Origin of the sequence: Hahnella aquatica (SeqCode) (assembly GCF_965194505.1) — a bacterium.
In the GTDB taxonomy this organism is placed as follows: Bacteria; Pseudomonadota; Gammaproteobacteria; order Burkholderiales; family Burkholderiaceae_A; genus Hahnella; species Hahnella aquatica.
Genome location: NZ_OZ239144.1, coordinates 1,031,517 through 1,055,024, shown reverse-complemented (window position 1 = coordinate 1,055,024; position 23,508 = coordinate 1,031,517). Strand labels below are relative to the sequence as shown.

The 23,508-nt window shown below is 63.9% G+C and carries 19 protein-coding genes; 13 read left to right on the top strand and 6 right to left on the bottom strand.

Annotation, left to right across the window (positions count from 1 at the left end):
* Position 1: 1 nt before the first annotated feature.
* Genes dapE through queF form a run of 4 tightly spaced genes read right to left on the bottom strand, consistent with a single transcriptional unit; the run spans position 2 to position 2,817 of the window.
* Positions 2-1,189, bottom strand: coding sequence for a succinyl-diaminopimelate desuccinylase (gene dapE / locus AC8GDA_RS05440; protein ID WP_506555527.1), 1,188 nt, complete (start codon positions 1,187-1,189; stop codon positions 2-4).
* The gene (locus AC8GDA_RS05435; protein WP_506555526.1) at positions 1,144-1,539 is read right to left on the bottom strand and encodes a Spx/MgsR family RNA polymerase-binding regulatory protein; all 396 of its coding nucleotides are present in this window, start codon (positions 1,537-1,539) and stop codon (positions 1,144-1,146) included. The genes dapE and AC8GDA_RS05435 overlap by 46 nt, the downstream gene beginning before the upstream one ends.
* An 8-nt stretch (positions 1,540-1,547) precedes the next feature.
* The gene (gene dapD, locus AC8GDA_RS05430; RefSeq protein WP_506555525.1) at positions 1,548-2,378 is read right to left on the bottom strand and encodes a 2,3,4,5-tetrahydropyridine-2,6-dicarboxylate N-succinyltransferase; all 831 of its coding nucleotides are present in this window, start codon (positions 2,376-2,378) and stop codon (positions 1,548-1,550) included.
* Between the two features lie 16 nt (positions 2,379-2,394).
* Positions 2,395-2,817: a preQ(1) synthase gene (gene queF, locus AC8GDA_RS05425; protein WP_506555524.1), complete on the bottom strand. Its 423-nt coding sequence runs from the start codon at positions 2,815-2,817 to the stop codon at positions 2,395-2,397.
* A 128-nt stretch (positions 2,818-2,945) separates the two neighbouring features.
* On the opposite strand from queF, the gene smc reads away from it, so the two are divergent.
* From smc to galU, 4 genes are read left to right on the top strand one after another with little or no spacing between them, the layout of a single operon-like run.
* The gene (gene smc / locus AC8GDA_RS05420) at positions 2,946-6,515 is read left to right on the top strand and encodes a chromosome segregation protein SMC (protein WP_506555523.1); all 3,570 of its coding nucleotides are present in this window, start codon (positions 2,946-2,948) and stop codon (positions 6,513-6,515) included.
* A 2-nt stretch (positions 6,516-6,517) separates the two neighbouring features.
* The gene (locus AC8GDA_RS05415) at positions 6,518-7,393 is read left to right on the top strand and encodes a cell division protein ZipA C-terminal FtsZ-binding domain-containing protein (protein WP_506555522.1); all 876 of its coding nucleotides are present in this window, start codon (positions 6,518-6,520) and stop codon (positions 7,391-7,393) included.
* Positions 7,390-9,450: an NAD-dependent DNA ligase LigA gene (ligA, locus tag AC8GDA_RS05410; protein WP_506555521.1), complete on the top strand. Its 2,061-nt coding sequence runs from the start codon at positions 7,390-7,392 to the stop codon at positions 9,448-9,450. Before AC8GDA_RS05415 ends, ligA begins: the two co-directional genes overlap by 4 nt.
* Positions 9,447-10,337 (top strand): UTP--glucose-1-phosphate uridylyltransferase GalU, encoded by an 891-nt coding sequence (gene galU, locus AC8GDA_RS05405; protein ID WP_506555520.1) that lies wholly within the window; start codon positions 9,447-9,449, stop codon positions 10,335-10,337. The genes ligA and galU overlap by 4 nt, the downstream gene beginning before the upstream one ends.
* Here the strand turns inward: galU and AC8GDA_RS05400 are convergent.
* Positions 10,334-12,982, bottom strand: coding sequence for a [protein-PII] uridylyltransferase (locus AC8GDA_RS05400; protein WP_506555519.1), 2,649 nt, complete (start codon positions 12,980-12,982; stop codon positions 10,334-10,336). The two genes, galU and AC8GDA_RS05400, sit on opposite strands and share 4 nt — an antisense overlap.
* On the bottom strand, positions 12,948-13,775 hold the full coding sequence (gene map, locus AC8GDA_RS05395; RefSeq protein ID WP_506555518.1) for a type I methionyl aminopeptidase: 828 nt from the start codon (positions 13,773-13,775) through the stop codon (positions 12,948-12,950). The genes AC8GDA_RS05400 and map overlap by 35 nt, the downstream gene beginning before the upstream one ends.
* Before the next feature lie 142 nt (positions 13,776-13,917).
* On the opposite strand from map, the gene rpsB reads away from it, so the two are divergent.
* The 9 genes from rpsB (at position 13,918) to bamA (ending at position 23,485) form a co-directional block, all read left to right on the top strand.
* On the top strand, positions 13,918-14,670 hold the full coding sequence (gene rpsB, locus AC8GDA_RS05390) for a 30S ribosomal protein S2 (protein ID WP_506555517.1): 753 nt from the start codon (positions 13,918-13,920) through the stop codon (positions 14,668-14,670).
* Positions 14,671-14,739: 69 nt separating this feature from the next.
* Positions 14,740-15,630 carry a translation elongation factor Ts gene (gene tsf / locus AC8GDA_RS05385; protein WP_506555516.1) on the top strand — a complete coding sequence of 297 codons (891 nt, stop codon included), beginning with the start codon at positions 14,740-14,742 and terminating at the stop codon, positions 15,628-15,630.
* Positions 15,630-16,337 (top strand): UMP kinase, encoded by a 708-nt coding sequence (gene pyrH, locus AC8GDA_RS05380; RefSeq protein ID WP_506555515.1) that lies wholly within the window; start codon positions 15,630-15,632, stop codon positions 16,335-16,337. Before tsf ends, pyrH begins: the two co-directional genes overlap by 1 nt.
* 66 nt (positions 16,338-16,403) lie before the next feature.
* Entirely contained in the window at positions 16,404-16,925 is a 522-nt protein-coding gene (frr, locus tag AC8GDA_RS05375) for a ribosome recycling factor (RefSeq protein WP_506557203.1), read from the top strand.
* Positions 16,925-17,713, top strand: a complete 789-nt coding sequence (gene uppS, locus AC8GDA_RS05370; protein WP_506555514.1) for a polyprenyl diphosphate synthase — start codon at positions 16,925-16,927, stop codon at positions 17,711-17,713. The genes frr and uppS overlap by 1 nt, the downstream gene beginning before the upstream one ends.
* Positions 17,704-18,519 carry a phosphatidate cytidylyltransferase gene (locus AC8GDA_RS05365; protein ID WP_506555513.1) on the top strand — a complete coding sequence of 272 codons (816 nt, stop codon included), beginning with the start codon at positions 17,704-17,706 and terminating at the stop codon, positions 18,517-18,519. The genes uppS and AC8GDA_RS05365 overlap by 10 nt, the downstream gene beginning before the upstream one ends.
* Before the next feature lie 12 nt (positions 18,520-18,531).
* The gene (gene dxr / locus AC8GDA_RS05360; RefSeq protein WP_506555512.1) at positions 18,532-19,752 is read left to right on the top strand and encodes a 1-deoxy-D-xylulose-5-phosphate reductoisomerase; all 1,221 of its coding nucleotides are present in this window, start codon (positions 18,532-18,534) and stop codon (positions 19,750-19,752) included.
* Positions 19,749-21,101 (top strand): RIP metalloprotease RseP, encoded by a 1,353-nt coding sequence (rseP, locus tag AC8GDA_RS05355; RefSeq protein ID WP_506555511.1) that lies wholly within the window; start codon positions 19,749-19,751, stop codon positions 21,099-21,101. The genes dxr and rseP overlap by 4 nt, the downstream gene beginning before the upstream one ends.
* Before the next feature lie 17 nt (positions 21,102-21,118).
* Positions 21,119-23,485: an outer membrane protein assembly factor BamA gene (gene bamA / locus AC8GDA_RS05350; RefSeq protein WP_506555510.1), complete on the top strand. Its 2,367-nt coding sequence runs from the start codon at positions 21,119-21,121 to the stop codon at positions 23,483-23,485.
* Positions 23,486-23,508: the final 23 nt, after the last annotated feature.

Below are 23,508 nucleotides of genomic sequence, written 5' to 3'. Positions count from 1 at the left end.
GCTAGGCAGCCTGGTGGTCGTGTGGCCTTGTGGCCGGCAGTTGGATGAGCAGGCGCTCGATGAAGCCCTGGTAGACCGAGTGCAGCTGGTCGATCTCAGACACCCCAATGGACTCATTGACCTGGTGGATCGTGGCGTTGCGTGGTCCGAACTCAATGACTTCGCGGCAGTGCTTGGCAATGAAGCGGCCATCGGAGGTGCCGCCTGTGGTGGAGAGCTGGGCCTCGAGGCCTGTGACCGACGAGATGGCATGGCGCATGGCATCGCACAGGGTTCCCAGTGGCGTGAGGTAGGGGTCGCCACCGAGGTTCCAGTCGATCTCGTACTGCAGGCTGTGTCGGTGCAGGACCGACTCCAGCCGGGCCTTGAGGTCATCGGGGGAGCTCACGCTGCCGAAACGAAAATTAAAGGACGCCTTCAATGCGCCTGGAATGACATTGGTGGCACCCGTGCCCGCCTGCATGTTCGAGACCTGCCAGGTGGTGGGCGGGAAGTACTGGTTGCCATCGTCCCACTGAATGTTGGCCAGCTCGGCCAGTGCGGGTGCAAAGCGATGGATGGGGTTGTCTGCCAGCTGGGGGTAGGCAATGTGGCCCTGCTTTCCGAAGATGGTGAGCTGCCCGGACAGCGAGCCCCGACGGCCGTTTTTGATGGTGTCGCCAAGCTGCTGGCTGGAGGTGGGCTCACCCACCAGGCAGTAATTGAGCTGCTCGCCGCGGTGGGCGAGTTCGCGCAGGACCTGAACGGTGCCATCGATCGCGGGGCCCTCTTCATCCGAGGTGATCAGGTAGGCCAGCCGCCCATGAAAGGTGGGGTGGGCCTCGACAAATGCCTCGGTGGCCGTGACAAAGGCCGCCAGCGAAGACTTCATGTCTGCGGCGCCTCGGCCCACCAGTGCATCGCCCGGATGAACCTGGGCTTCAAACGGGCCGCTGGACCAGGCCTCGAGCGGGCCCGGTGGCACCACATCGGTGTGGCCGGCGAGCACCAGGGTGGGCCCGGGCAGCCCGCCCTCACGCACGGCCCAGAGGTTCGTTACCTCACCAAAGGGCATGATCTCTGTTTGAAAGCCCAGGGGCTGGAGTCGGGCCGCGATGAGCTCGCAGCAGCCCTCGTCTCGGGGGGTGACCGAAGGCCGGCGAATCAGTTCTCTGGCGAGGGCAACGGTTCGGGAGTCGGAGGCCGGCATGTCAAGAGGCTTTCATAGAGTGGCTCTGAGAATCCTACGGCAAGCTGCTCACCCCATTCCAGAATGGGCCGCTTGAGCAGCAGGGGATGCTGCAGCAAGAGTTCGAGTGCGGTGGTCTGATCCACCACACCCTGCCGGGTGGGCTCTGGAAGGCGTCGCCAGGTCAGGCCTCGCCGGTTGAGCAGGCTGTCATGGGGAATGTGCTTGAGCCACTCCAGCAGCTGGGCTTCATTTGGGGGCGCATTGCGAAGGTCGATGAAGTCGAACGCCACCCCGTGGGACGACAGCCAACGGCGCGCCTGGCGAACCTGGTCGCAGTTGGGAATGCCGTGGACGCGCGGAGTGGTCATGCTGACTTCTAGGCGCGCAGCAGCTCGTTGATGCTGGTCTTGGCGCGGGTCTGCGCATCAACGCGCTTGACGATGACCGCGCAGGCCAGGCTGTACTTGCCGTCGTCGGAGGGGAGGCTGCCTGGGACCACGACGCTGCCAGAGGGCACACGACCCATGTGAATCTCGCCGGTGGCCCGGTCGTAGATGCGGGTGGACTGCCCGATGAAGACGCCCATCGAGAGCACGGAGTTCTCCTCCACGATCACGCCTTCCACGACCTCCGAACGGGCACCGATGAAGCAGTTGTCTTCAATGATGGTGGGGTTGGCCTGCAGCGGCTCGAGCACGCCACCGATGCCAACGCCGCCAGAGAGGTGAACGTTTTTGCCGATCTGGGCGCAGGAGCCCACTGTGGCCCAGGTGTCGACCATGGTGCCTTCATCCACATAGGCGCCAATGTTCACATAGCTCGGCATGAGAATGACATTTCGTGCGAGGAAGCTGCCGCGGCGGGCCACTGCGGGCGGCACGATGCGAACGCCCAAGGCCTGAAGGGCGTCGGGGCTCCAGCCTTCAAACTTGGTGGGCACTTTGTCGAAGAATTGGAGGTCGCCGGCGCGCACGGGCTGGTTGTCTGCAAGCCGAAAGCTCAGCAGCACGGCCTTCTTGACCCATTGGTGCACGACCCAGGTGCCGTTTTGCTTGTCGGCCACCCGAAGGCGGCCGGCGTCCAGGCCCTCCAGCACCGTGTCGACTGCAGCCTTTACGTCTGCAGGGCAGTTGCTGGGGCTGAACTGGGTGCGGTTCTCCCATGCGGCATCCAGAAGGTTGGCAAGTGTGTCGTGAGAGGTGGTCATGTCCATGCTCCTGGTCTTAAGGTTCTCGGGTGGAGGGCTCGCTCTGGAATGCGCCGAGGTCGACCCGGGTGGGGGGCTGCCAGCCTGGCGCACGATGCTCCACCACCACGGTGGTGAAGATGCCGCCGCGCACGAACCACTTGGCCGTGAGCCGAAGAAAGTGTGGCGAGCAGGCGGCCACGAGGTCGTCTGTGATCTGGTTGGTCACGGCCTCGTGAAAGGCACCTTGGTCTCGAAAGGACCACATGTAGAGCTTGAGCGACTTCAGCTCGATGTTGCGCTGGTCCGGGAAGTAGTCGATGGTGAAGTGGGCAAAGTCGGGCTGGCCCGTGAGGGGGCACAGGCACGTGAACTCCGGAACCTCAAAATGAACGTGGTAGGGCCGTTCGGGTTTGGGGTTGGGGAAGGTCTCGAGGGTTTTGGAGGGTAGGGTTGCCATAAATCGGCCTTAAAGCCGTGCGTTGTTGATTTTTAGTAGAAATTAAATGTAAGTTACTGATTTTTGACGCTACTTAGGGACGACTTGCCGAGTGCTATTATAGCGCAGCGTCCTTCTACCAACGATCCGTGCGACTCACCCAACTCCGCCTCTCCGGCTTCAAATCCTTCGTCGATCCCACCAGCCTGCAGGTCTCGCGGCAACTGGTGGGCATCGTCGGCCCCAATGGATGCGGCAAGTCCAATGTGATCGATGCCGTGCGTTGGGTGCTGGGCGAGTCTCGCGCAGCCGAGCTGCGCGGCGAGAACATGCAAGACGTCATTTTCAATGGCTCGGGTGCCCGCAAGCCGGCGGGTCGGGCCAGCGTTGAACTGATCTTCGACAACAGCGCGGGGCGCTTGGGCGGCCCCTGGGGCCGATTCGCAGAGCTCTCGGTCAAGCGTGTGCTGTCTCGTGATGGTCAGTCCACCTATCAGATCAATGGCCAGGCCGTTCGGCGCAAGGATGTCTACGACGTCTTCCTGGGCACGGGCCTCGGCCCCCGTGCCTACGCCATCATCGGCCAGGGCATGATCTCCAGGGTCATTGAATCCAAGCCCGAGGAGCTTCGCGTGTTCTTGGAGGAGGCCGCTGGCGTGTCCAAGTACCGCGAACGTCGCCGTGAGACCGAGCACCGCCTCTCCGATGCCAAAGAGAATCTCTCCCGCGTGGATGACATTCGCATCGAGCTGCAAGGCCGGCTCGAGCAGCTCGAGGGGCAGGCGGAGATTGCATCGACCTACCAACAGAAGACCGAGGAGCGCTCGGGCAAACAGTCTTTGCTGCTGGCCATTCGTCGGCATGAGTCCAAGGTGGCCCTGGAGGCCCATGAGGCCGAACGCCAGCGGCTGTTAACGTCGCTCGAAGCCCTTCAGGCAGACGTCCGCTCTCAGGAGCGGCAGCTCGAAGAGGCCCGCCAGGCGGCTGATTCTGCCCAAGCGGTCTCCCAGGCCGCCCAGGCGAGCCTGTATGAGATCAACACCGACATTGCCCGCCAAGAGACTGAAGACCGCGGCCATGTGCAGGGCCGTGACAAGGCGGTGGCGGCCATCCAGGTCCTGACCCTCACGCTCGAGGGCATGCTGGCGGAGTCCGAACAGATTCAACAGGCCGTTGCGCAAGCACAGGCAGCCCTGGCCGAGTGTCAGTCGGCCTGTGAGCGGCTCGATGCCAAGGCGCAGGCAGCGCGTGTAGCCCTGGCACCAGACGAGGCGGAGCTCGATGCGATGCAGGGCCGGCTCACCGAGGCTCGGGCCACGCTTGCGGCCGCCCAGGCCGATGCGCGGGCCCTCGATGCCCGGCAACAAGAACTTCAGCGGCAGCAGTCCGACTGGCAGGCACAACTCGAGCGCCTGGAGCAGGAGCGGGCCTCCATGGAGCGGCTCGACCCGACCGCCTTGGCCTCCATTCTTGCGCAGCAGCGCGAGGCAGAGGCCCTTGCCCAGCAGGCTGCTGCGGCGGTGGTCAGCCATCAGTCAGCGCTCGACACAGCAGCCCTGGCCCACGAGGCTGCCCAGGGGGCTTGGACGCAGGCCCGAGCAGCACAGGATGCAGCGGCTGCGCAGTGGCATGCCCAGCGTGATTTGTTGCGGCAGCTCGAGGCCAATGAACAGCTCGACCCTTGGCTCGAGCAGCAGGCCTGGGGCCAGGTGGGGCGGCTGTGGTCTGCCCTGCGTGTGGCCGATGGCTGGCAGGATGCCATTGGGGGTCTGCTCGCCGATCGCCTGGGCGCCGCCCTGCTGCAGCCCGATGCAAAGCGCACACAAGCCCTCTCTGGCCTCAAGCCGCCCGCTCGTCTGCATGTGGTCGATGGTCAAGGGCCCGCCGCTGCCACTGGGACCCAGTCTGGAGCCCAGCCTGCTGGACCATGGAAACCGTTGGCGAGCGTGGTGCTCGGCGATGATGCAGCCGCCTCGGCCGCCCGCCATTGGTTGGCGGGGCTCGCCATGGCGGAGTCGCTCGATGAGGCCCTGGCCCAGCGCGCGAGCCTGCCCGATGGCCTCACCCTCGTCACCCGATCTGGCGATCAGGTGTCTCGCCACCATGTCACCCTGTCCGGTGCATCCGGAGACAGCAGCGCGGCCACACAGGTGAATGTGCTGGCACTGAGAGACCGCGTGGCCTCCCTCGAGCGGGCCCAGCGCGCAGCAGAGATTCATTTTCAAGAGGCAGACCGGCAGCTCAAAGACCTCGAGGCCCGTCTGACTGCAGCCCGTCAGGGTCGACAGCAGGCCGGTGAATCAGAGACGCGTGCACGTGCGCGCGCCCATGAATTGGAACTGGCTGCCGTTCGGCTGCAGGAGAAGCAAACCCGCCTGGAGTCGGCCGAGCAAGACCTCGCCAGAGGCGTGGCCGAGCGGCAGGCGGCCCTCGAGACCTGTGCCGAGCGCCTTCGCGCATTGTCGGCCGAGCGGTCCGCCTCGTCCGAGTTGCTCGCTGGCCTGGAAGCGCAGGTGAGTCAACTGGTTGCCACACAGGCCAGCAGTGCCGAGACCGTGGCCTCGCTGCGCTCGGCCTGTGCGGCCGTTGAGCGCGAACTGCAGGAGCAGCGGCTTCAAGAGCGCTCCAATCAGGAACGCACGCATCGGCTGTCAGACCAGCTCGAAGACCTGGCGCGTCGTCAGGAAGAGTCGCGCGAGCGGCTGGCGCAGTTGGCCGCCGAGCAGGCGGCTGCTGAGCAGGCCCTGGCCCAGAGCCCCCTTCAGCACAAGCTCTCCGAGCGCGTTGCCCGAGAGGCTGCCCTGCAGGATGCGCGTCGCGTGGCCGATGAGGCCGCCCACCACCTTCGCCAGCTCGATGAGCACCGGCTCTCGCTCGAGCGGCAGGCCATCCCCATCCGCGATCAGCTCTCGCAGGCCGATGCATCCCGTGCGGGAGCCTTGGCCACGATCGAGCAGATCGAGCAGCAGACGGCCGATCAGTCGATTTCGCTGGAGGCTGTGGTGGGCCAGTGGCCCAATGGTCTGCCGCCGCCAGACCTCCCACGGCCGTCCACCCTACAGACCGAGATCAATCGGCTGGGTCGTGAGATCGAGGCCCTGGGCCCGGTGAACCTGGCCGCCCTCCAAGAGCTCGAGCAAGGGCGCGAGCGCAAGGGATTTCTCGATGCGCAGGCGGCAGACCTCTTGTCGGCCGTGGAGACACTCGAAGATGCGATTCGCAAGATCGACCGAGAAAGCCGGGCGCTCTTGCAGTCCACCTACGACACGGTGAACCAGAACTTCTCAGACCTCTTCCCGCGGCTCTTTGGCGGCGGCGAGGCCAGGCTGGTCCTCACCGGTGAGGAGATTCTCGACAGCGGCGTGCAGGTCATGGCCCAGCCCCCGGGCAAGAAGAACGCCACGATTCACCTGCTCTCGGGCGGCGAGAAGGCGCTGACGGCCACGGCCCTGGTCTTCGCCTTGTTCCAGTTGAACCCGGCACCGTTCTGCCTTCTCGACGAGGTGGACGCACCGCTCGATGACCCGAATACCGAGCGGCTCTGTGGCCTGATCAAGGAAATGTCGGCGGTGACCCAATTCATTTTCATCACCCACAACAAGATCGCCATGGGATTGGCGGAGCATCTCGTTGGCGTGACCATGCAGGAGCAGGGCGTCTCAAGGCTGGTGGCCGTCGACCTCGAGTCCGCCAACGCCTTGGTCCAAGAGGCGGCTTAGCCGTGTTGTGGCTGTTGGTCTTGCTCGGTCTGGCGGTGGTGGCCGGCGTGCTGATCTTCAACTGGCGAGAGCGCCGCAGTCTTCGCCTGCTCGCACCCGTTCGACGAGAGCCCGTCGTCGAGACGCCGCCGAGCGCGGAACCCACGCCGTTTGTGCCACCGAACCCGAGGCTGGAATGGTCGGTCTGGCTCGAGCCGATGGGCTCGCAATCCCTCAAAGGCCTCGTGTGTCCGGCGCGCATTGGCACCAAGCCGGCCCGGCTCCTGATGGAGTCGGACTCCTCCGGCTGCCTGGTCGTGCCGTTGGCCACGCGCCAAGGGGGGCTCACGCTCGACGACCATGAGGCCATGGTGGGTCAGATCCAAGCCTGGGAGGCCGAGGGCCTTGCCCAAGCCCCCGATGCACTGCCGAGCTTCGCAGACCTGGTTCGGCCTGCGCGCGAGGCCGAGGCGCTGCTGCTCGACCTCGACGGTCAGCTCATGTTTCACCTGCAGTCCGACGAGCCGCCATCGGCCGAGAGCCTCTCGGCCTATTGCCAGCAGCTCGGGCTGAGCCTGCGGGGTGAGGGTCGTTTCTCCATGCTCGATGCCGACGGCCAGGTGGTCTTCAGCACGATGCCCGCCGACCAGGGGCTGCTGCTGTCATTCCTCTTGGATTTGCCGCGCGTGCACGACCCCGAGTCGGCCTTCGTGGAGATGGGGATGACTGCGCGAAGCCTCGCCGATGCGATTGGCGCCGACATTGTCGATGACCGTGGCCTTGTGCTCACGGAGCAGTCGATGGCCTTGGTGCGGGAGCAGGTTCGGCAGCGGGCCGAGGCGCTGTTGCAGGCGGGTGTGCCCGCGGGTGGTCCATTGGCCAGGAGCCTCTTTCAATGACTGCGGGCTCGGAGACGGCCGCCCTCGAGGAGGAGCGACGTCGCCTGGCCGAGCAGGTGGCCCGCCATCAACTGCGCTACCACCAGGATGACGACCCAGAGATCAGCGACCAGGAGTACGACGCCATGGTGCGCAGGCTTGCTGCCCTGGAGGCGCAGCTCGGTGTAAATGCCTCAGGCGCACCGTCGGGTTCGATCTCATCGGTCGCCGAGCGTGTTGGGGCCCCCGCCCGGCGGGAGTTTCGAACCGTTGCCCATCGGCTGCCGATGCTGTCGTTGCAGAACGTGTTCGATGAGGCCTCGTTGCTGGGCTTTGATGCCCGCCTGTCTGCGTTGGTGTCTGCAGAGCACCGGCCGCTGCGGTATGCGGTTGAGCCCAAGATTGATGGCCTGGCGCTGAGCCTTCGCTACGAGGCGGGCCAGTTGGTGGAGGCCGCCACGCGCGGCGATGGCGCGCAGGGGGAAGACGTCACGGCCAATGTTCGCACCATGGCCTGTATTCCCCAGCAGCTGGCCGGGCAAGGCTGGCCATCGGTGCTCGAGGTTCGCGGTGAGGCCTTCATGCGCAAGTCCGACTTCACCCAGATCAACGCGCGTCAGCTCGCGCTGGGTGAGAAGCTCTTCGCGAACCCGCGCAATGCGGCCGCAGGCAGCCTTCGCCAGCTCGACCCCGCGATCACCGCCGCACGTCCGCTGAGCTTCATGGCCTATGGCCTGGGTGAGTGGACTGCCGCAGAGACAGACCCCAGCAATCACTCGGACTGGATGCTTCAACTGCAGGGCTGGGGCATTCCCATTGCGGATCGGCGCGTGCGGCAGGCGAGCCTCCAGGACGTGCTGCAGTTTTTGGCAGGTCTCGAGTCCGATCGCGCATCCCTGGACTTTGAGATTGATGGGGCCGTGGTCAAGCTAGAGTCGGTGGTGGCCCAGCGGATGGCTGGCTTTGTGTCGCGTGCACCCCGCTTCGCTACCGCTTATAAGTTTCCCGCCCAGGAGGTCACGACACGGCTGCTCGCCATCGAGGTGCAGGTCGGTCGGACCGGTGCACTCACGCCGGTGGCGCGTCTAGAGCCTGTGCTGGTGGGCGGCGTGTCGGTGAGCAATGCCACTTTGCACAATGCGGGGGAGATCGCGAGAAAAGACATTCGGGAGGGCGATGTGGTCTGGGTGCGCCGGGCCGGCGATGTCATTCCCGAGGTGGTGGGCCCGGTGCTCTCGCGGCGGACCGAGGGCCTTCAGCCGTTTCAGTTTCCGTCCCATTGCCCGTCGTGCCAGGGGCCTTTGGAACAAGTCTCAGGGGAGGCAGTGGTCCGGTGTCCGTCTCGGCAGACCTGCCCGGCCCAGCAACGGGAGGCCGTGCAGCATTTCGTGAGCCGTCGGGCCATGGACATCGAGGGTCTCGGTGAGAAGCTCATTGATCAGCTCTTCGATGCTGGCCTGGTGCGGAGCCTGCCAGACCTGTATGAGCTTCGGTTTGAGGACCTCATCGGCCTTGATCGCATGGGTGAGAAGTCTGCCCGCAACCTGCTGGAGGCCATCGACCGCACCCGTGAGGCCTTGCTCTCTCGGTTCCTGTTTGCGCTGGGCATTCGTCACGTGGGTGAGCGAACTGCGATGGACCTCTCGCTGGCCTTTGGAACGCTGTCGGCCCTCTCGCAGGCGAGCATGGAGGCGCTGCAGTCGGCGCCCGATGTGGGCCCGGTCGTGGCCGAGGCGGTGCATGCCTTCTTCAGGTCGCCTGCGGAGCAGGCCATGCTTGAGCGCCTCTTAACCTCGGTTCGGCTGCTGCCCGATGAGGCCACTGCCACGGCCGTGGCTGGCCAGCCGTTTCAGGGCATGACGGTGGTGCTCACGGGCACCCTGCCCACGCTCTCACGTGATGAGGCGAGCAATGGCGTGATTCGGCTGGGTGGTAAGGTGGTCGGCTCGGTCTCCTCAAAGACCAGTCTGGTGGTGGCCGGCGAGGCAGCCGGCAGCAAGCTCGAGAAGGCAACCGCACTGGGTGTGAGGGTCATGGCCGGAGAGGAATTCGAATCACTGCTCAAGGAGTACACATGACAAAACAACAACCGGCCCTGGTTCGCAAGGCCGTGTTTCCGGTGGCTGGGCTTGGCACCCGCTTCCTGCCGGCCACGAAGGCGAGTCCCAAGGAGATGCTGCCCGTGGTCGACAAGCCACTCATTCAGTACGCTGTGGAGGAGGCTGCGGCGGCGGGCATCACCGAGATGGTCTTCATCACGGGCCGATCCAAACGGGCCATTGAGGACCACTTCGACAAGGCCTATGAGCTCGAGGCAGAGCTGGAGGCCAAGGGCAAGGCGGCCCTGCTCGAGGTGGTTCGAAGCGTGGCGCCCCCCACCATCAATTGCATCTACATTCGTCAGCCCGAGGCCCTGGGACTCGGCCATGCGGTGCTGTGTGCCCGGCCCGTGGTGGGCGATGAGCCCTTTGCGGTCATTCTGGCCGACGACCTCATGGATGTGGGTGAGGCGGGCCAGCCGGTGATGGCCCAGATGACGGCACTCTACGAGGAGCATCGTGCCAGCATTGTGGCCGTCCAGGATGTTCCCCGCCAGGACACCTCCCGCTACGGCATCGTGGCGAGCTCGGCCTGGGGTCGAAACACCGAGCGGCTTACGGACATTGTCGAGAAGCCGCATCCCGATGTCGCACCCTCCACCCTGGCCGTGGTGGGGCGCTATCTGTTGACGCCGCGCATTTTCGGCATTCTTGCCGAGCAGGCACCCGGGGCGGGAGGCGAAATTCAGCTCACCGATGCCATTCAGAAGCTCCTGACCGACGAGCCTGTCTTGGCCTATCGATTCAATGGCACCCGTTTCGACTGTGGCTCCAAGCAGGGCTACCTTCGGGCCACTGTCACCCTGGCCCGGCGACATGTCGAGGAGGGCCCGCAGTTCGAGGCCTGGCTGCGCGAGTCGCTCTAGGGGCGTTGGCCTTCGAGCAGGCGGAGCAGGGCCGCCTCGAGTGCCACGCGTTCGCGCTCTGTCGACAGATTCTGTGGTGTGACCAAGAAAGTGTCCTCCACCCGCTCGCCCAGGGTCGTGATGCGGGCTGAGCGCAACTCGACCTGGTGATCCGTGAGCGTTCTTGCAATTCGATAGAGCAGGCCAGGGCGGTCCGTGGTCGTGATCGACAGGGTGAGGTAGCGGCTCGCGTCGTCTCCCGAAATGGAGACTTGGGTGTGCACTGGAAAGTGCTTGGAGAGTCGAGACCGCCGGCCTTCGGAGGGGGGCCCGAGTGGGGCACGGCGGGTGAGATGTTCGGAGAGGCCGGCCTCGATGAGGCTCAGCATGGTCCGCTCGTGGCCATCCAGTCCGCTGCTGTCAATCAAGAATGAATCGAGGACATGCCCGCCACGGGTCGTGTAGATGCGCGCATCGAGAATCGGGAGGGCATGCCGATCGAGGTATTCGGTGATGCGGGCAAAGAGGGCGGGCTCATCGCGCTGGTAGACCAGCACCTGAATGGCATCGGTGTCCTCGGACTGCCGGGCCGAGACCACCAACGCAGTCGGCTGCTGGGGCGCACGGCGCGCGAGTGCTCGCGCATGCCAGGCGATGTCGGATGCCGAGTGGGCCATGAAGTATTGAAGGTCCAGGCCATTCCAGAACTGCCGAGTGAGGTCGAGGTCTTGGGCATGGAGCATGAGGATGCGCTCGGCCTGTGAACGTTTGGCCTGGGTCTGGTCCTCGGGCAGCACTGCAGCGGCCCCGCCTGGCTCGGCCTGCAGCAGCAGTGCCTGGGTCTGCTTGAAGAGGTCGTCGAGCAGCTTGGCCTTCCAGTTGTTCCAGACCTTTGGGCTGGTGCCCCGGATGTCTGCAACCGTGAGCAAATACAGCGCCTGCAGTCGATGGACGCTGCCCACGGTGGTGGCGAAACGGCGGATCACCTCGGGGTCTGCGAGGTCTTCCTTCTGGGCCACGGAGGACATCGTGAGGTGATGTCGAACCAGGAATGCGAGCAGGTCGGCCGTGGACTGGTCGAGCCCGTACTGCCGACAGAATCGGCGCACCTCGGCCTCGCCGAGCTCGGAGTGGTCCCCGCCGCGGCCTTTGGCAATGTCGTGGAAGAGGGCGGCCAGGTAGAGTCGCCAGGGCTCTTGAAAGCCTGACATGAGCGCGGTGAGCGATGGAAACTCGTGGGCATGCTCGGGCATGGTGAATCGACGAAGGTTTCGAATCACCTGCAGGATGTGCTGGTCGACGGTGTAGACATGGAAGAGGTCGTGCTGCATCTGACCCACGATCCGCCGAAAGACCGGCAGGAGGCGGCCCAGGATGCCGAGGTCGTTCATGGTCCGCAATGCATGCACGATGCCCCGCGGTGATTTGAGAATCTCGAGGAACAAGGCCCGGTGGGCAGGCTGCTCACGGAAGCCCCGGTTGACCTGGTCTCGGGCGTTCCAGAGGGCACGCAGGGTTCGGGCCGTCATGCCGCGCCGGCTCGAGGAGCTGCACAGCCAGACGAAGGCCTCAAGGATTGCGGTCGGGCGGCGCGTGAAGAGGGCCTCGTCGTGGATGTCGATGAGGCCACGGATCTCAAAGAAGTCGTCATCGAGTGGCCTTGGTTGGGCTGGCACGTCGAGCTGGCCCGACTCAGGCCGAACCATTCGGGGCTCCAGGTTGGCCAGCAGCATGGAGGTCACCTGGCGCACAAGCTTGGCTGCGCGGTAATACCGCTGCATCAAGGCCTCGCTCTTTCGTTTGCCGGCAGCGGCTTCAAAGCCCATGCGCTCGGCCACCAATGTTTGTAGGTCGAAGACCAGTCGGTCCTCCCGACGGCCGGCGGCCAGGTGGAGCTGGGCCCGCACGGTGAGCAGCACCTGCTCCTGCTGCTGAAGCTGGCTGGCCTCATGCGCCGTGATGAGCCCGGCCTGCGCGAGTTCACCCCAGCCCCTGCCAAGGCCATGGGCCGAGGCAACCCAGGAGATCACCTGCAGGTCGCGAAGTCCACCGGGGCTTTCTTTGACATTGGGCTCAAGGGCGTAGGGGGTGTCTTGGAATCGGATGTGCCGCTGGCGCATCTCCAGCAGCTTGCCCTCGGAGAACCGATGCCGATCCACACCGCCTCGCCACTGGGCCCGAAGCCGCTCGAGCATCTCAGGCCGTCCACTGATCAGCCGCGACTCGAGGAGGGCTGTGGCCACGGTGAGGTCTTGCGAGGCCTGAACGGCACAGTCTTCCAGGCTGCGAAGGCTGTGTCCTGCATCCAGGCCGCTGTCCCAAAGGCTTGTGAGGAACTTGGAGAGTGGCCCCTCGATGGTGGCTGCCTCGGTGTGGTCGTCGAGCAATACAAGCAGATCGATGTCGGAGAAGGGCGCCAACTCGCCGCGGCCATAGCCGCCCACCGCCAGAAGGCTTGCGCCCCGCATGCTGGCATCCGACCAGAGTGCCAGGATGATGTGGTCGATCTCACTGGCCAACTGACGCATGAGTGCCATGGGCCGACCCTTGGCAGCCCAACCGTCTGCGTTGCGTTGTCTTGCAGCAGCCACAGCGGCCTTGGCGCTGGCCGCTGTGATGGGCGCGCTGGCCTCAGCCGCTGATCGGCTCAGTGGTCTGGCGGCCATGGGCGCGTCCCCAGTCGGGGCTGCCCTCGGAGAGTGTCAGCACCTCAAAGCCGTCGGCCGTGACCAGCACCGTGTGCTCCCACTGGGCCGATAGGCTGTGGTCTTTGGTGACAATGGTCCAGCCATCGGAGAGTTCGCGAATCTCGGGCCGCCCGGCATTGATCATGGGCTCGATGGTGAATGTCATGCCGGGCGAGAGGCGCAGCCCCGTGCCGGGTCGGCCGTAGTGCAAGACCTGGGGGTCCTCATGAAAGACCTTGCCAATGCCGTGGCCACAGAACTCTCGAACAATCGAGAAGCCGTGGCTTTCGGCATGGCGCTGGATGGCATGGCCGATGTCGCCGAGCGATTTTCCAGGCGCCACCTGTTCAATGCCCATCCACATGGCCGCATGGGTCACTTCGCTCAGGCGGCGCGCAGCCACGGAGGGCTGCCCCACGTAAAACATCCGGCTGGTGTCCCCGTGGTAACCGTCTTTGATGACGGTGATGTCGATGTTGACGACATCGCCGGCCTTCAAGACCTTGGGGCCTGGCACCCCATGGCAGACCTGATGGTTCACCGAGGTGCAGATGGACTTGGGGTAGGGCGAGTAACCTGGAGGGCAGTAATTGAGCGGAGCGGGGATGGTGCCTTGCACGGACACCATGTGGTCATGGCAGAGTCGATCGAGCTCTTCGGTGGTCACGCCGGGCCGCACATGTGGCGTGATGAAGTCCAAGACTTCAGAGGCCAGACGCCCGGCAAGGCGCATGCCTTCGATGTCTTGAGGTGATTTGATAGAAACTGCCATAACTTGTTAAAATACCGTGTTTTTCCTTAATCCATGTGGCCCTTTGCCGGGCCACGAGGCGGGCGAGCGCAAGGGTGTCTTGGCAGCATTGTGTGTCTAGACCGAGCCAGTCCGTCAACCCTTAACCCTTGCTGGAGCGATTATGTCTGTTTCAATGCGTGAAATGTTGGAAGCTGGTGTCCATTTTGGCCACCAGACTCGGTTCTGGAATCCCCGCATGGCCCCTTATATTTTCGGCCATCGCAACAAAATCCACATCATCAACCTCGAGAGCACCGTGGCCAACATGGCCGATGCCCTCAAGTTCGTGAAGCAACTGTCTTCACGCCGCGGCACGATCATGTTCGTGGGCACGAAGCGGGCCTCCCGCGAGATCATTCAAGAAGAGGCCACCCGCGCCGGCATGCCCTATGTCGACCAGCGCTGGCTTGGTGGCATGCTCACCAACTTTAAAACGGTCAAGACCTCGATCAAGCGCCTCAAGGACATGGAAGCCCTCATGGCCGAAGGCGGACTCGAGCGCATGTCCAAGAAAGAGGCGCTCTCTTTTGGTCGAGAACTCGACAAGCTCAACAAGACACTCGGCGGCATCAAGGACATGTCCGGCCTGCCCGATGCCATGTTCATCGTCGATGTGGGCTATCACAAGATTGCCCTGCAGGAGGCAAACAAGCTGGGCATACCGGTGGTGGCGGTGGTCGACACCAACCACTCCCCCGAAGGCGTGGACTACGTCATTCCCGGCAACGACGACGCCAGCCGAGCCGTTCGCCTCTACGCCCGCGGTGTGGCCGATGCCATTCTCGAGGGCCGGCACGAGGCCGTGGCCGATGTGGTGGCCGCCGTCCAGGCGTCCGAGGAATTTGTGGAACTCAGTGAAGGGCAGGCGAGCTGAGGCCAGCCGCCTGTTCCATGGGGGCTTTCGGGCCCCTTTTTTTTAACGATTGTTGCGGAGAGTAAAGAGATGGCAGAGATCACAGCGGGAATGGTCAAAGAGCTTCGAGAGAAGACCGATGCGCCCATGATGGAGTGCAAGAAGGCCCTCACGGAGGCCAACGGCGATCTCGACAAGGCCGAGGAGATTCTTCGGGTTCGCCTGGGCTCGAAGGCCAGCAAGGCAGCCTCTCGCGTGACCGCGGAGGGCGTGGTGGCCATTTCCATCGAAGGCCAGCAGGGCGCCATTTTGGAGCTCAACTGCGAAACCGATTTCGTGGCCAAGAACGATGACTTCCTCGCCTTCGCATCGAACGTGGCGGCCATGGCCCGGTCTGGCCAGGCCAGCGATCCGGCCGGTCTGGCGGGTCTTCCCCTGGGCGATGGCACGGTCGAGTCAGTTCGAACCGCGCTGGTGGGCAAGATTGGTGAGAACCTCTCGATTCGCCGCTTCAAGCGGGTGCAAGCAAAGGGCCAGTTGCATGCCTACATTCACGGTGGCGCCAAGATCGGCGTCCTGCTCGACCTGGTCGGTGGCGATGCCCAGCTGGGCCGCGACCTGGCCATGCACATTGCGGCCTCCAAGCCCAAGTCGCTGGATTCCTCTGGGGTCGATCAGGCGCTCATCGACGCCGAGCGTCGTGTGGCCACCGAGAAGGCTGCAGAGTCCGGCAAGCCGGCCGAGATCGTGAGCAAGATGGTCGAAGGTGCCGTGGCCAAGTTTCTGAAAGAGGTCACCTTGTTGGGCCAGGTCTTCGTGAAGGCTGAAGATGGCAAGCAGACCATCGAGCAGCTTCTCAAAAGCAAGAATGCAAGCATCGCCAGCTTCACGCTGTACATCGTGGGCGATGGCATCGAGAAGAAGGTCACCGACTTCGCAGCCGAGGTGGCTGCCCAGCAGGCTGCGGCCCGGGGCGGCTAATGGCCTATCGCCGCGTCTTGTTGAAGCTCTCTGGGGAGGCCCTCATGGGCTCCGATGCTTATGGCATCAACAAGGCCACCATCGATGGCATCGTGGCCGAGGTCTCGCAGGTGGTGGCCTCGGGCGTGGAGCTCGCGGTGGTGATTGGCGGTGGCAATATTTTTCGTGGCGTGGCGCTGGGCGCGGAAGGCATGGACCGCGCCACGGCCGACTACATGGGCATGATTGCCACGGTCATGAATGCATTGGCCCTGCAAGATGCCATGCGGCAGCATGGCCTGGAGGCTCGGGTGCAGTCGGCCCTCCGAATCGACCAGGTCGTGGAGCCCTACATTCGCCCCAAGGCCATCCGCTACCTCGAAGAGGGCAAGGTGGTGGTCTTTGCCGCCGGCACGGGGAACCCCTTTTTCACCACCGACACGGCTGCGGCCCTTCGGGGTGCCGAGATTGGTGCAGAGGTCGTGCTCAAGGCCACCAAGGTCGATGGCATCTACAGTGCCGATCCGGCCCGAGACCCAAGCGCCACTCGGTATGCAAGCCTCACCTTCAATGAGGCCATCTCCAAAGATCTGAAGGTCATGGACGCCACTGCCTTCGCGCTCTGTCGAGACCAGCGCCTGCCGATTCGGGTGCTGAGCATATTCAAGCCTGGTGCCCTGCTGGCCGCCGTTCGCGGCGAGCAGGAAGGCACCCTTGTCCATGTCTAATCTTTCTCATCTGGAAGGAGAGCATCGGTGAGCATTCAAGAGGTTCGACAATCCACGGAACAAAAGATGGTCAAGACCTTCGAGACCCTGAGGTCGGGTCTGGCGAAGGTGCGAACCGGCCGCGCCCACACGGGGCTGCTCGAGGGCATCATGGTCGATTACTACGGCAACCCGACGCCGCTCTCACAGGTCGCCAACCTCACCCTCATGGACGCCCGCACCATCGGCGTGAACCCCTACGAGAAGAAGATGGTGGGCCCCGTTGAGAAGGCCATTCGCGATTCCGACCTCGGCCTCAACCCTGCAAGCAGCGGAGACTCCATTCGGGTTCCCATGCCGGCCCTCACCGAAGAGCGTCGTCGTGAGCTCACCAAGGTTGTGAAGTCCGATGGCGAGGACAGCAAGATCGCCATTCGCAACATTCGTCGCGATGCGAACGAGCAGCTCAAGAAGCTGGTCAAGGACAAGCTCATCTCAGAGGATGATGAGCGCCGGGCCCAGGACGACATTCAAAAGCTCACCGACCGCTTTGTGGCCGACATCGACAAGGCGCTGGCTCAGAAAGAGTCAGAGATCATGACGGTCTGATGCCAAAGTCGTCCAAGCCCGTCCAGCAGAGTTCGACCTTGCTCGTGCCTCAGGTCCACGAGGTGCCGCAGCATGTCGCGGTCATCATGGACGGAAACGGCCGCTGGGCCACCGGCCGCCACCTTCCTCGCATGGCTGGCCACGAGCGTGGTGTGGCGGCCCTGCGTGGCGTGGTGGAGGGCTGTGCCCGCCGTGGTGTCAAGGCGCTCACCGTCTTTGCCTTCAGCTCCGAGAACTGGCGTCGCCCCGAGGAAGAGGTCAGCTTCCTCATGAACCTCTTTCTGCTCGCCCTCGAGCGTGAGGTGAAATCATTGAAGTCCAATGATGTGCAGCTGCGCATCATCGGCGACCTTTCCGCATTCTCACTCAAGCTTCAAAAGGCCATTGAGCGTGCCCAGCTGGCCACGCGAGACAACACGGGTCTCTGCCTCACCGTGGCCGTCAACTATGGTGGCCGCTGGGACATGCTGCGTGCCGTGCGCAAGATGCTCGATTTGAATCCAGCGCTGGCCGCCGCAGGGCAGCCCATCGGGGAGGAGCAGCTCACGCCGCACCTCTGCCTGGCAGACCTCCCCGAGCCCGACCTCTTCATTCGCACGGGTGGCGAGACCCGCGTGAGCAACTTCATGCTGTGGCAGCTGGCCTACACCGAACTCTATTTCACCGACACCCTCTGGCCCGATTTCGATGATGCAGCCCTCGAGGCCGCCTTCGTGTCTTACCGGCAGCGCGAGCGCCGCTTCGGGCGCACCTCTGAGCAAGTGGTGACTGCTCGAACATGCGACTGAGGATTCTCACCGCAGCAGTCCTGCTGGGTTTCGTGGTCCCCTATGCACTCTGGAGCTCCATCAGTGGCTTCGTGGTCTTTGCTGCGGCGGTGCTCGCCCTGTGCCTCTGGGAGTGGACAGGACTATTGCGCCTCAGCACCGGCCCGAGGCTGGCGGCCAGTGTCTTTCTGATGGCCTGGGCGGTTCCGCTGGTGAACGATCCATTCTTTAGCCCCTGGCATCTCTTTGACTGGGTTCTCTTTCCGGTGTGTCTGGTCTGGCTGATCATGCTGCCCATGGCCTTGCGCAGGGGCCGCTCGCCGGTCGGCGCCTCCGGCCTTGTGCTCGCCGTGTTTCTGAGTGTGGGCTGTTTGTCTGCGATTTGGCTGGCCCGGCAGGAAGGCTTGGCTTTCTTGCTCTCGATTGCGTTGCTGGTCTGGATGGCGGACACCGCCGCCTATTTTTCTGGAAGGGCTTTTGGCCGTCGCAAGCTTGCGCCAAGCATCAGCCCAGGCAAGACCTGGGCCGGCGTGGGGGGTGCGGTGGTGGGCAACCTGGTCTTGGTCTACGCAGCCTCTGAACACTGGCCGGGCAGTTGGGCCTGGATGCTGCGCGAGGATGTGGGCTGGGGTTACCTGGTGGGCACCACGCTGCTCATCACGGCGGTGGCGGTCATGGCAGACCTTCACCAGTCCTTGCTCAAGCGGCAGGTTCAGGTGAAGGACTCCGGCTGGCTGCTGCCTGGCCATGGTGGCTTTTTCGACCGGCTCGACGCACTGCTGGCCGTGCTGCCCTTTGCGGTGTTCTTTTACTCGGTGTCGATCTAAGATCAGCAGGCCATGGCCACAGAATCCATCCGACGACAACGACTGGCCATCCTGGGTGCCACGGGTTCGATTGGTGCGAGCACCCTCGACCTGGTCCGCCGGCATCCCGATCGCTTCGAGGTGGTGGCCCTGTCGGCCCACCGAGACCATGAGGGTCTGCTGCGACTCGTCGAGGCCTTCAGGCCCAAGGTGGTCTGCCTCTCAGACCCTGTGGCAGCCGAGCGTTTCCGGCAGGCCTTGGGCCAGTCGTCCCAGCGCCATGTCTTTGGGCTGGCTGGCCCCGAGGGCCTGTGCGAATTGGCGGGCCTGGCGGAGGTGGACACCGTGGTGGCCGGCATTGTGGGGGTGGCGGGCCTGCCCTCGGTCTGGCGGGCGGTGGCTGCGGGCAAGCGGGTGCTCTTGGCCAACAAGGAGGCCTTGGTCTGCGCGGGCGGCCTCATGGTGGCGCAGGCTGCCAGTTCTGGCGCCACGATTCTGCCCATCGACAGTGAACACAACGCCATCTTCCAGGCACTTGGGCCGGGCTACCGATGCTTTGAGCAGCCCACCGATGTTCGGCGCATTCTGCTCACGGCCTCTGGCGGGCCATTTCGGTCCTGGTCTCGCGAATCGATGGATGCCGCCACGGTGGAGCAGGCCGTGGCCCACCCGAACTGGTCCATGGGTCGAAAGATTTCTGTGGACTCCGCCACCATGGCCAACAAAGGCCTGGAATGGATCGAGGCGCATTGGCTGTTCGCCATGCCACCGCAAGACATCGAGATCGTCGTGCATCCCGAAAGTGTGATCCACTCCATGGTGGAGTTTGAAGACGGTTCAACCCTCGCCCAGTTGGGTCCACCAGACATGCGAACGCCGATTGCCCATGCCATGGCCTGGCCGCAGCGCATCGACAGCGGGGTCACGCCGCTGGATTGGCGCGCGATCAAGGCCTTGCACTTTGAAGAGCCCGACCCCGTTCGTTTCCCTGCGCTCGGCCATGTGGCGGCCTGCCTCGAGCAGGGGCAGGCCGCGGGCAATGTCTTCAATGCGGCCAATGAGCAGGCAGTCGATGCCTTTCTGGCGGGTCGCATTCGGTTTGGGCAGATTCAGAACCTGGTGGGAGATGTCTTGTCGGAACTGGTTGGCCAGGTGGCAGACCCCACCTCGGTGGACGATGTCATCGACCTCGATTCTCAGGCGCGGCGCCATGCGGATGCATGGCTGATGCGTCATTCGGAGTTCACGTCATGAACAGTTTGATGTCCTTTCTTTTTGCGGTGGCCTTGCTGGTCTTTGTCCACGAGATGGGCCATTACCTGGCTGCGCGCTCGGTGGGCGTGCATGTGGAGCGTTTCTCGGTGGGCTTTGGGCGCACCATCCTGCGGCTGCGCGATCGCCGTGGCTGCGAGTGGGCGGTGGGCTGGATCCCGCTGGGCGGTTACGTGAAGATGTGGGACGCCGGCTCGGGTGAGACCAGGCCTGTCGGTGCCGCGCCCACGAGTTCGTTTCACGCCAAGCCACTCTGGGCCCGCAGCTGGGTGGTTGTGGCCGGCCCGCTGGCCAATTTCTTGTTTGCATGGGTGGCCTTCTCGATGGTGGCGAGTCTTCCCCGCCAGGAGCCGGTGCCGGTCATGGCGGTGCCCGCTGCGCAGACGCCTGCAGCCATGGCCGGTCTTCGCGGCGGTGAGACCATCTCCGCGGTGGCAGGCGTGCCCGTGGCCAGCTTCTCCGACGTGCGCTGGCAGCTCTTTCGGGCCAGCATCGCGGGAGATACGTCCGTGGCCATCACGGTGACCCCGGAGGGTGGTGCGGCCCGCGAGGTTTCGGTGGGGCTCGTGCCCTCGGGCCAGCCTGATCAGGCCGTGGCAGGGCTTGGCCTGGCACCGGTCTCCTTGGGTGTTCGGCTCACGGGGGTGCAGCCCGAGGGCGCTGGTGCCCGGGCAGGCCTGCAGCCAGACATGGTGGTACTCAGTGTCGATGGCGAGCCCGTGCGCCAGCCGATGGAGCTGGTGTCGCGCGTGCGCGAGGCCCAGGGCGCGCCCATGGTACTGGGCGTGGTTCAAACCCAGTCGAGCGCCCCAGAAGAGGAGTTGCCGGGTTCCGGCCGACTGATCACCGTCACGGCGCAGCCTGGCCCCGATGGTGTGCATCGACTTGGCGTGGGCATTGGCGCACAGACACCCATGGTCACCGTCGATCGTGGTGCGGCAGAGGCCGTGGTGCGAGGGGTGCAGCGCACGGTGGAGGTGACGCAATTGTCGTTGCAGGCCTTGTGGCGCATGCTCACGGGCGATTTGTCATGGCGGCAGCTCAATGGCCCGGTGGCGATTGCGGACGCAGCCGGCCAGTCGGCCGCCATTGGCTGGACGGCGTTCATCGGCTTTTTGGCACTGGTGAGCGTGAGCATTGGCATCCTGAACCTGCTCCCCATTCCCATGCTCGATGGCGGACACCTCCTGTACTATTTCTTTGAGTTTTTGCGGGGCAAGCCGCTGCCGGACCGTGTTCAGGCGGTGGGGCAACGGGTTGGGCTGATGCTGGTTTTGGGTCTCACCGGCCTGGCCCTCTTCAACGATGTATCGCGGTTCTTTGGCTTATAGAAAAAGGTTTCATCAGCATGCGTCCTCCTCGCCTTCACCGTTCCCCGCTCCAACAGGCGGTTTGTCTGTCACTGCTGGTGCTTGCGGGAGCGACCCAGGCGCAGGTGCAGGTGCCGCGCGCACCACAGGCCATTCCGCAGCCACCGAGTGCATCAGGCTCGGTGGGGGTGGTGGTCAAGGATGTTCGTGTGGAAGGGCTGCAGCGCATCGAGCCCGGCACGGTGTTCTCTTACCTGCCCATCCGCGTGGGCGATCGACTCTCCGACACCACCATCACGGAGTCCGTCCGGCTGCTCTATGCCACGGGGTTCTTCAAAGATGTGCGGGTGGAACTCGACGGCGAGGTGTTGGTGGTTTTGGTCGAGGAGCGCCCAGCCATCGGCGCAGTGGAGGTGCGTGGCTCGAAGGAGTTCGACCAGGAGGTCTTGAAAAAGGCCCTGGCCGACTCCGGCCTGGCCGAGGCCCGCATTTTTGACCGTGCCTTGCTCGACCGCGCCGAGCAGGAGTTGAAGCGCCAGTACCTTGGCCGCGGCAAGTACGATGTGCAGATTCAGTCCACCATCACGCCCCTGGAGCGCAATCGTGTGGCGGTCTCGATTGCCATTGATGAGGGGGAGGACGCCCGCATCGCCGAGATTCGAATTGTGGGCGCCAAGGCCTTCAAGGCAGACGACCTGCTCGATGAGTTCCGGCTCTCCACTCCCACCTGGATGTCGTGGTACACCAAGGCCGACCAATACTCACGCCAGAAGCTCACGGGCGACATTGAGACCCTGAAATCCTTCTACCTGAACCAGGGCTACCTGGAGTTCGCGGTGGATTCCACCCTGGTGTCGCTGTCGGCCGATCGCCGCCAGGTGTTCATCACCATCACCATCAACGAGGGCGAACGCTTCACCGTGGGCGACATCAGCCTGGCGGGCGATCTCCTCGGCCAGGGCGAGTCCCTGCAGAAGCTGGTGAGCATCAAGCCGGGTGAGACCTTCTCCAACGAGAAACTGCAGGCGGTGAACAAGGCCCTGACCGATCGGCTTGGCGAGTTGGGTTATGCCTTTGCAAATGTCTCCCCGATTCCAAAGATCGATCGCATCAAGCGTGTGGTGGATTTCCAGCTGCAGGTCGACCCAGGCCGCCGGGTCTATGTTCGTCGCATCAACATCAGTGGCAACGCCAAGACCCGGGATGAGGTGATTCGTCGCGAGATGCGCCAGTTCGAAGCCTCCTGGTACGACAGTGAGCGAATTCGCCTCTCCCGAAACCGTGTGGATCGCCTCGGCTACTTCAAGAGCGTGGATGTCGACACCGAGGCGGTGACCGGTGCGGGCGACCAGGTGGATGTCAACGTCAAGGTGGAGGAGCGGCCACTCGGCAGCCTCACCTTCGGCGTGGGATTCTCAAGCTCCGACAAGCTCGTGCTTTCGGGCTCGATCAGTCAGCAGAATTTTCTGGGCACGGGCACCAATGTGTCCTTCGAGGTGAATACCAGCAAGGTGAGCCGCACGCTCGCCTTCACCCACGTCGACCCTTACTGGTCCGACGACGGTGTGAGCCGCTCGTTCGATCTCTACACCCGCACCTTCAACGCTGATGAGGTCAACAGTCTCGGCGCGTACACCATCAAGTCCACCGGCCTGGGCCTTCGCTTTGGCATCCCTTACACCGAGGAAGATCGGATCTTCGTGGGTGCGGCGGCCGAGCGCTCGGAGGTGTCCGGCACTCTGGAAAACCTCCCCAATTGGACGTCATTTAGGAGTGCCCACGGCAATGCAGCGACTGCCTACCTGGCCACGATCGGCTGGTCGCGTGATTCGCGTGACTCGGGCATTGCCCCGAGCACCGGCCGCTACCAGTATTTCAATGCCGATTACGCCACGCCGGTCGGAGACCTCGAGTACCTGCGCCTGACCTACGGCCATCAGTGGTTCAAGCCCATCACCAAGTCGATTACCTATGCCATCAACACCGAACTGGGCTACGGCATCGGGCTGGGCGGCGACGACTACCCCGCCACCAAGAACTTTTATGCCGGTGGCATCGGCTCGGTGAGGGCATTTGCCAGCAGCACCATTGGTCCAAAGGGGACCGGCGCCAATAGCGATACGGCGTTGGGTGGCAACCGGCGCCTGGTCATCAACAACGAACTGCTGTTCCCGTTGCCTGGCATGGCCCAAGACCGTACGATTCGGCTCTTTACTTACTTCGACATGGGCAACGTCTGGGGTGAAAATGTGTCCAACAACGGCTCGTTAAGGGCTTCGTTGGGCGCTGGTCTGAGTTGGCTCTCGCCGGTTGGGCCGCTCAAGCTCAGCATGGGCAACGCCATTCGCAAGGAAACAAACGACCGCACGCAGCGGCTGCAGTTCCAAATTGGAACCGGCTTCTAGGCGGGCGCGGGACGCCTGTGAGA

Bases quoted from the DNA above. Each gene is read 5' to 3' on its own strand.
- dapE (WP_506555527.1), bottom strand. From the start codon at position 1,189: ATGCCGGCCTCCGACTCCCGAACCGTTGCCCTCGCCAGAGAACTGATT.
- AC8GDA_RS05435 (WP_506555526.1), bottom strand. From the start codon at position 1,539: ATGACCACTCCGCGCGTCCACGGCATTCCCAACTGCGACCAGGTTCGC.
- dapD (WP_506555525.1), bottom strand. From the start codon at position 2,378: ATGACCACCTCTCACGACACACTTGCCAACCTTCTGGATGCCGCATGG.
- queF (WP_506555524.1), bottom strand. From the start codon at position 2,817: ATGGCAACCCTACCCTCCAAAACCCTCGAGACCTTCCCCAACCCCAAA.
- ligA (WP_506555521.1), top strand. From the start codon at position 7,390: ATGACTGCGGGCTCGGAGACGGCCGCCCTCGAGGAGGAGCGACGTCGC.
- galU (WP_506555520.1), top strand. From the start codon at position 9,447: ATGACAAAACAACAACCGGCCCTGGTTCGCAAGGCCGTGTTTCCGGTG.
- AC8GDA_RS05400 (WP_506555519.1), bottom strand. From the start codon at position 12,982: ATGGCCGCCAGACCACTGAGCCGATCAGCGGCTGAGGCCAGCGCGCCC.
- map (WP_506555518.1), bottom strand. From the start codon at position 13,775: ATGGCAGTTTCTATCAAATCACCTCAAGACATCGAAGGCATGCGCCTT.
- rpsB (WP_506555517.1), top strand. From the start codon at position 13,918: ATGTCTGTTTCAATGCGTGAAATGTTGGAAGCTGGTGTCCATTTTGGC.
- tsf (WP_506555516.1), top strand. From the start codon at position 14,740: ATGGCAGAGATCACAGCGGGAATGGTCAAAGAGCTTCGAGAGAAGACC.
- pyrH (WP_506555515.1), top strand. From the start codon at position 15,630: ATGGCCTATCGCCGCGTCTTGTTGAAGCTCTCTGGGGAGGCCCTCATG.
- frr (WP_506557203.1), top strand. From the start codon at position 16,404: ATGGTCAAGACCTTCGAGACCCTGAGGTCGGGTCTGGCGAAGGTGCGA.
- uppS (WP_506555514.1), top strand. From the start codon at position 16,925: ATGCCAAAGTCGTCCAAGCCCGTCCAGCAGAGTTCGACCTTGCTCGTG.
- AC8GDA_RS05365 (WP_506555513.1), top strand. From the start codon at position 17,704: ATGCGACTGAGGATTCTCACCGCAGCAGTCCTGCTGGGTTTCGTGGTC.
- dxr (WP_506555512.1), top strand. From the start codon at position 18,532: ATGGCCACAGAATCCATCCGACGACAACGACTGGCCATCCTGGGTGCC.
- rseP (WP_506555511.1), top strand. From the start codon at position 19,749: ATGAACAGTTTGATGTCCTTTCTTTTTGCGGTGGCCTTGCTGGTCTTT.
- bamA (WP_506555510.1), top strand. From the start codon at position 21,119: ATGCGTCCTCCTCGCCTTCACCGTTCCCCGCTCCAACAGGCGGTTTGT.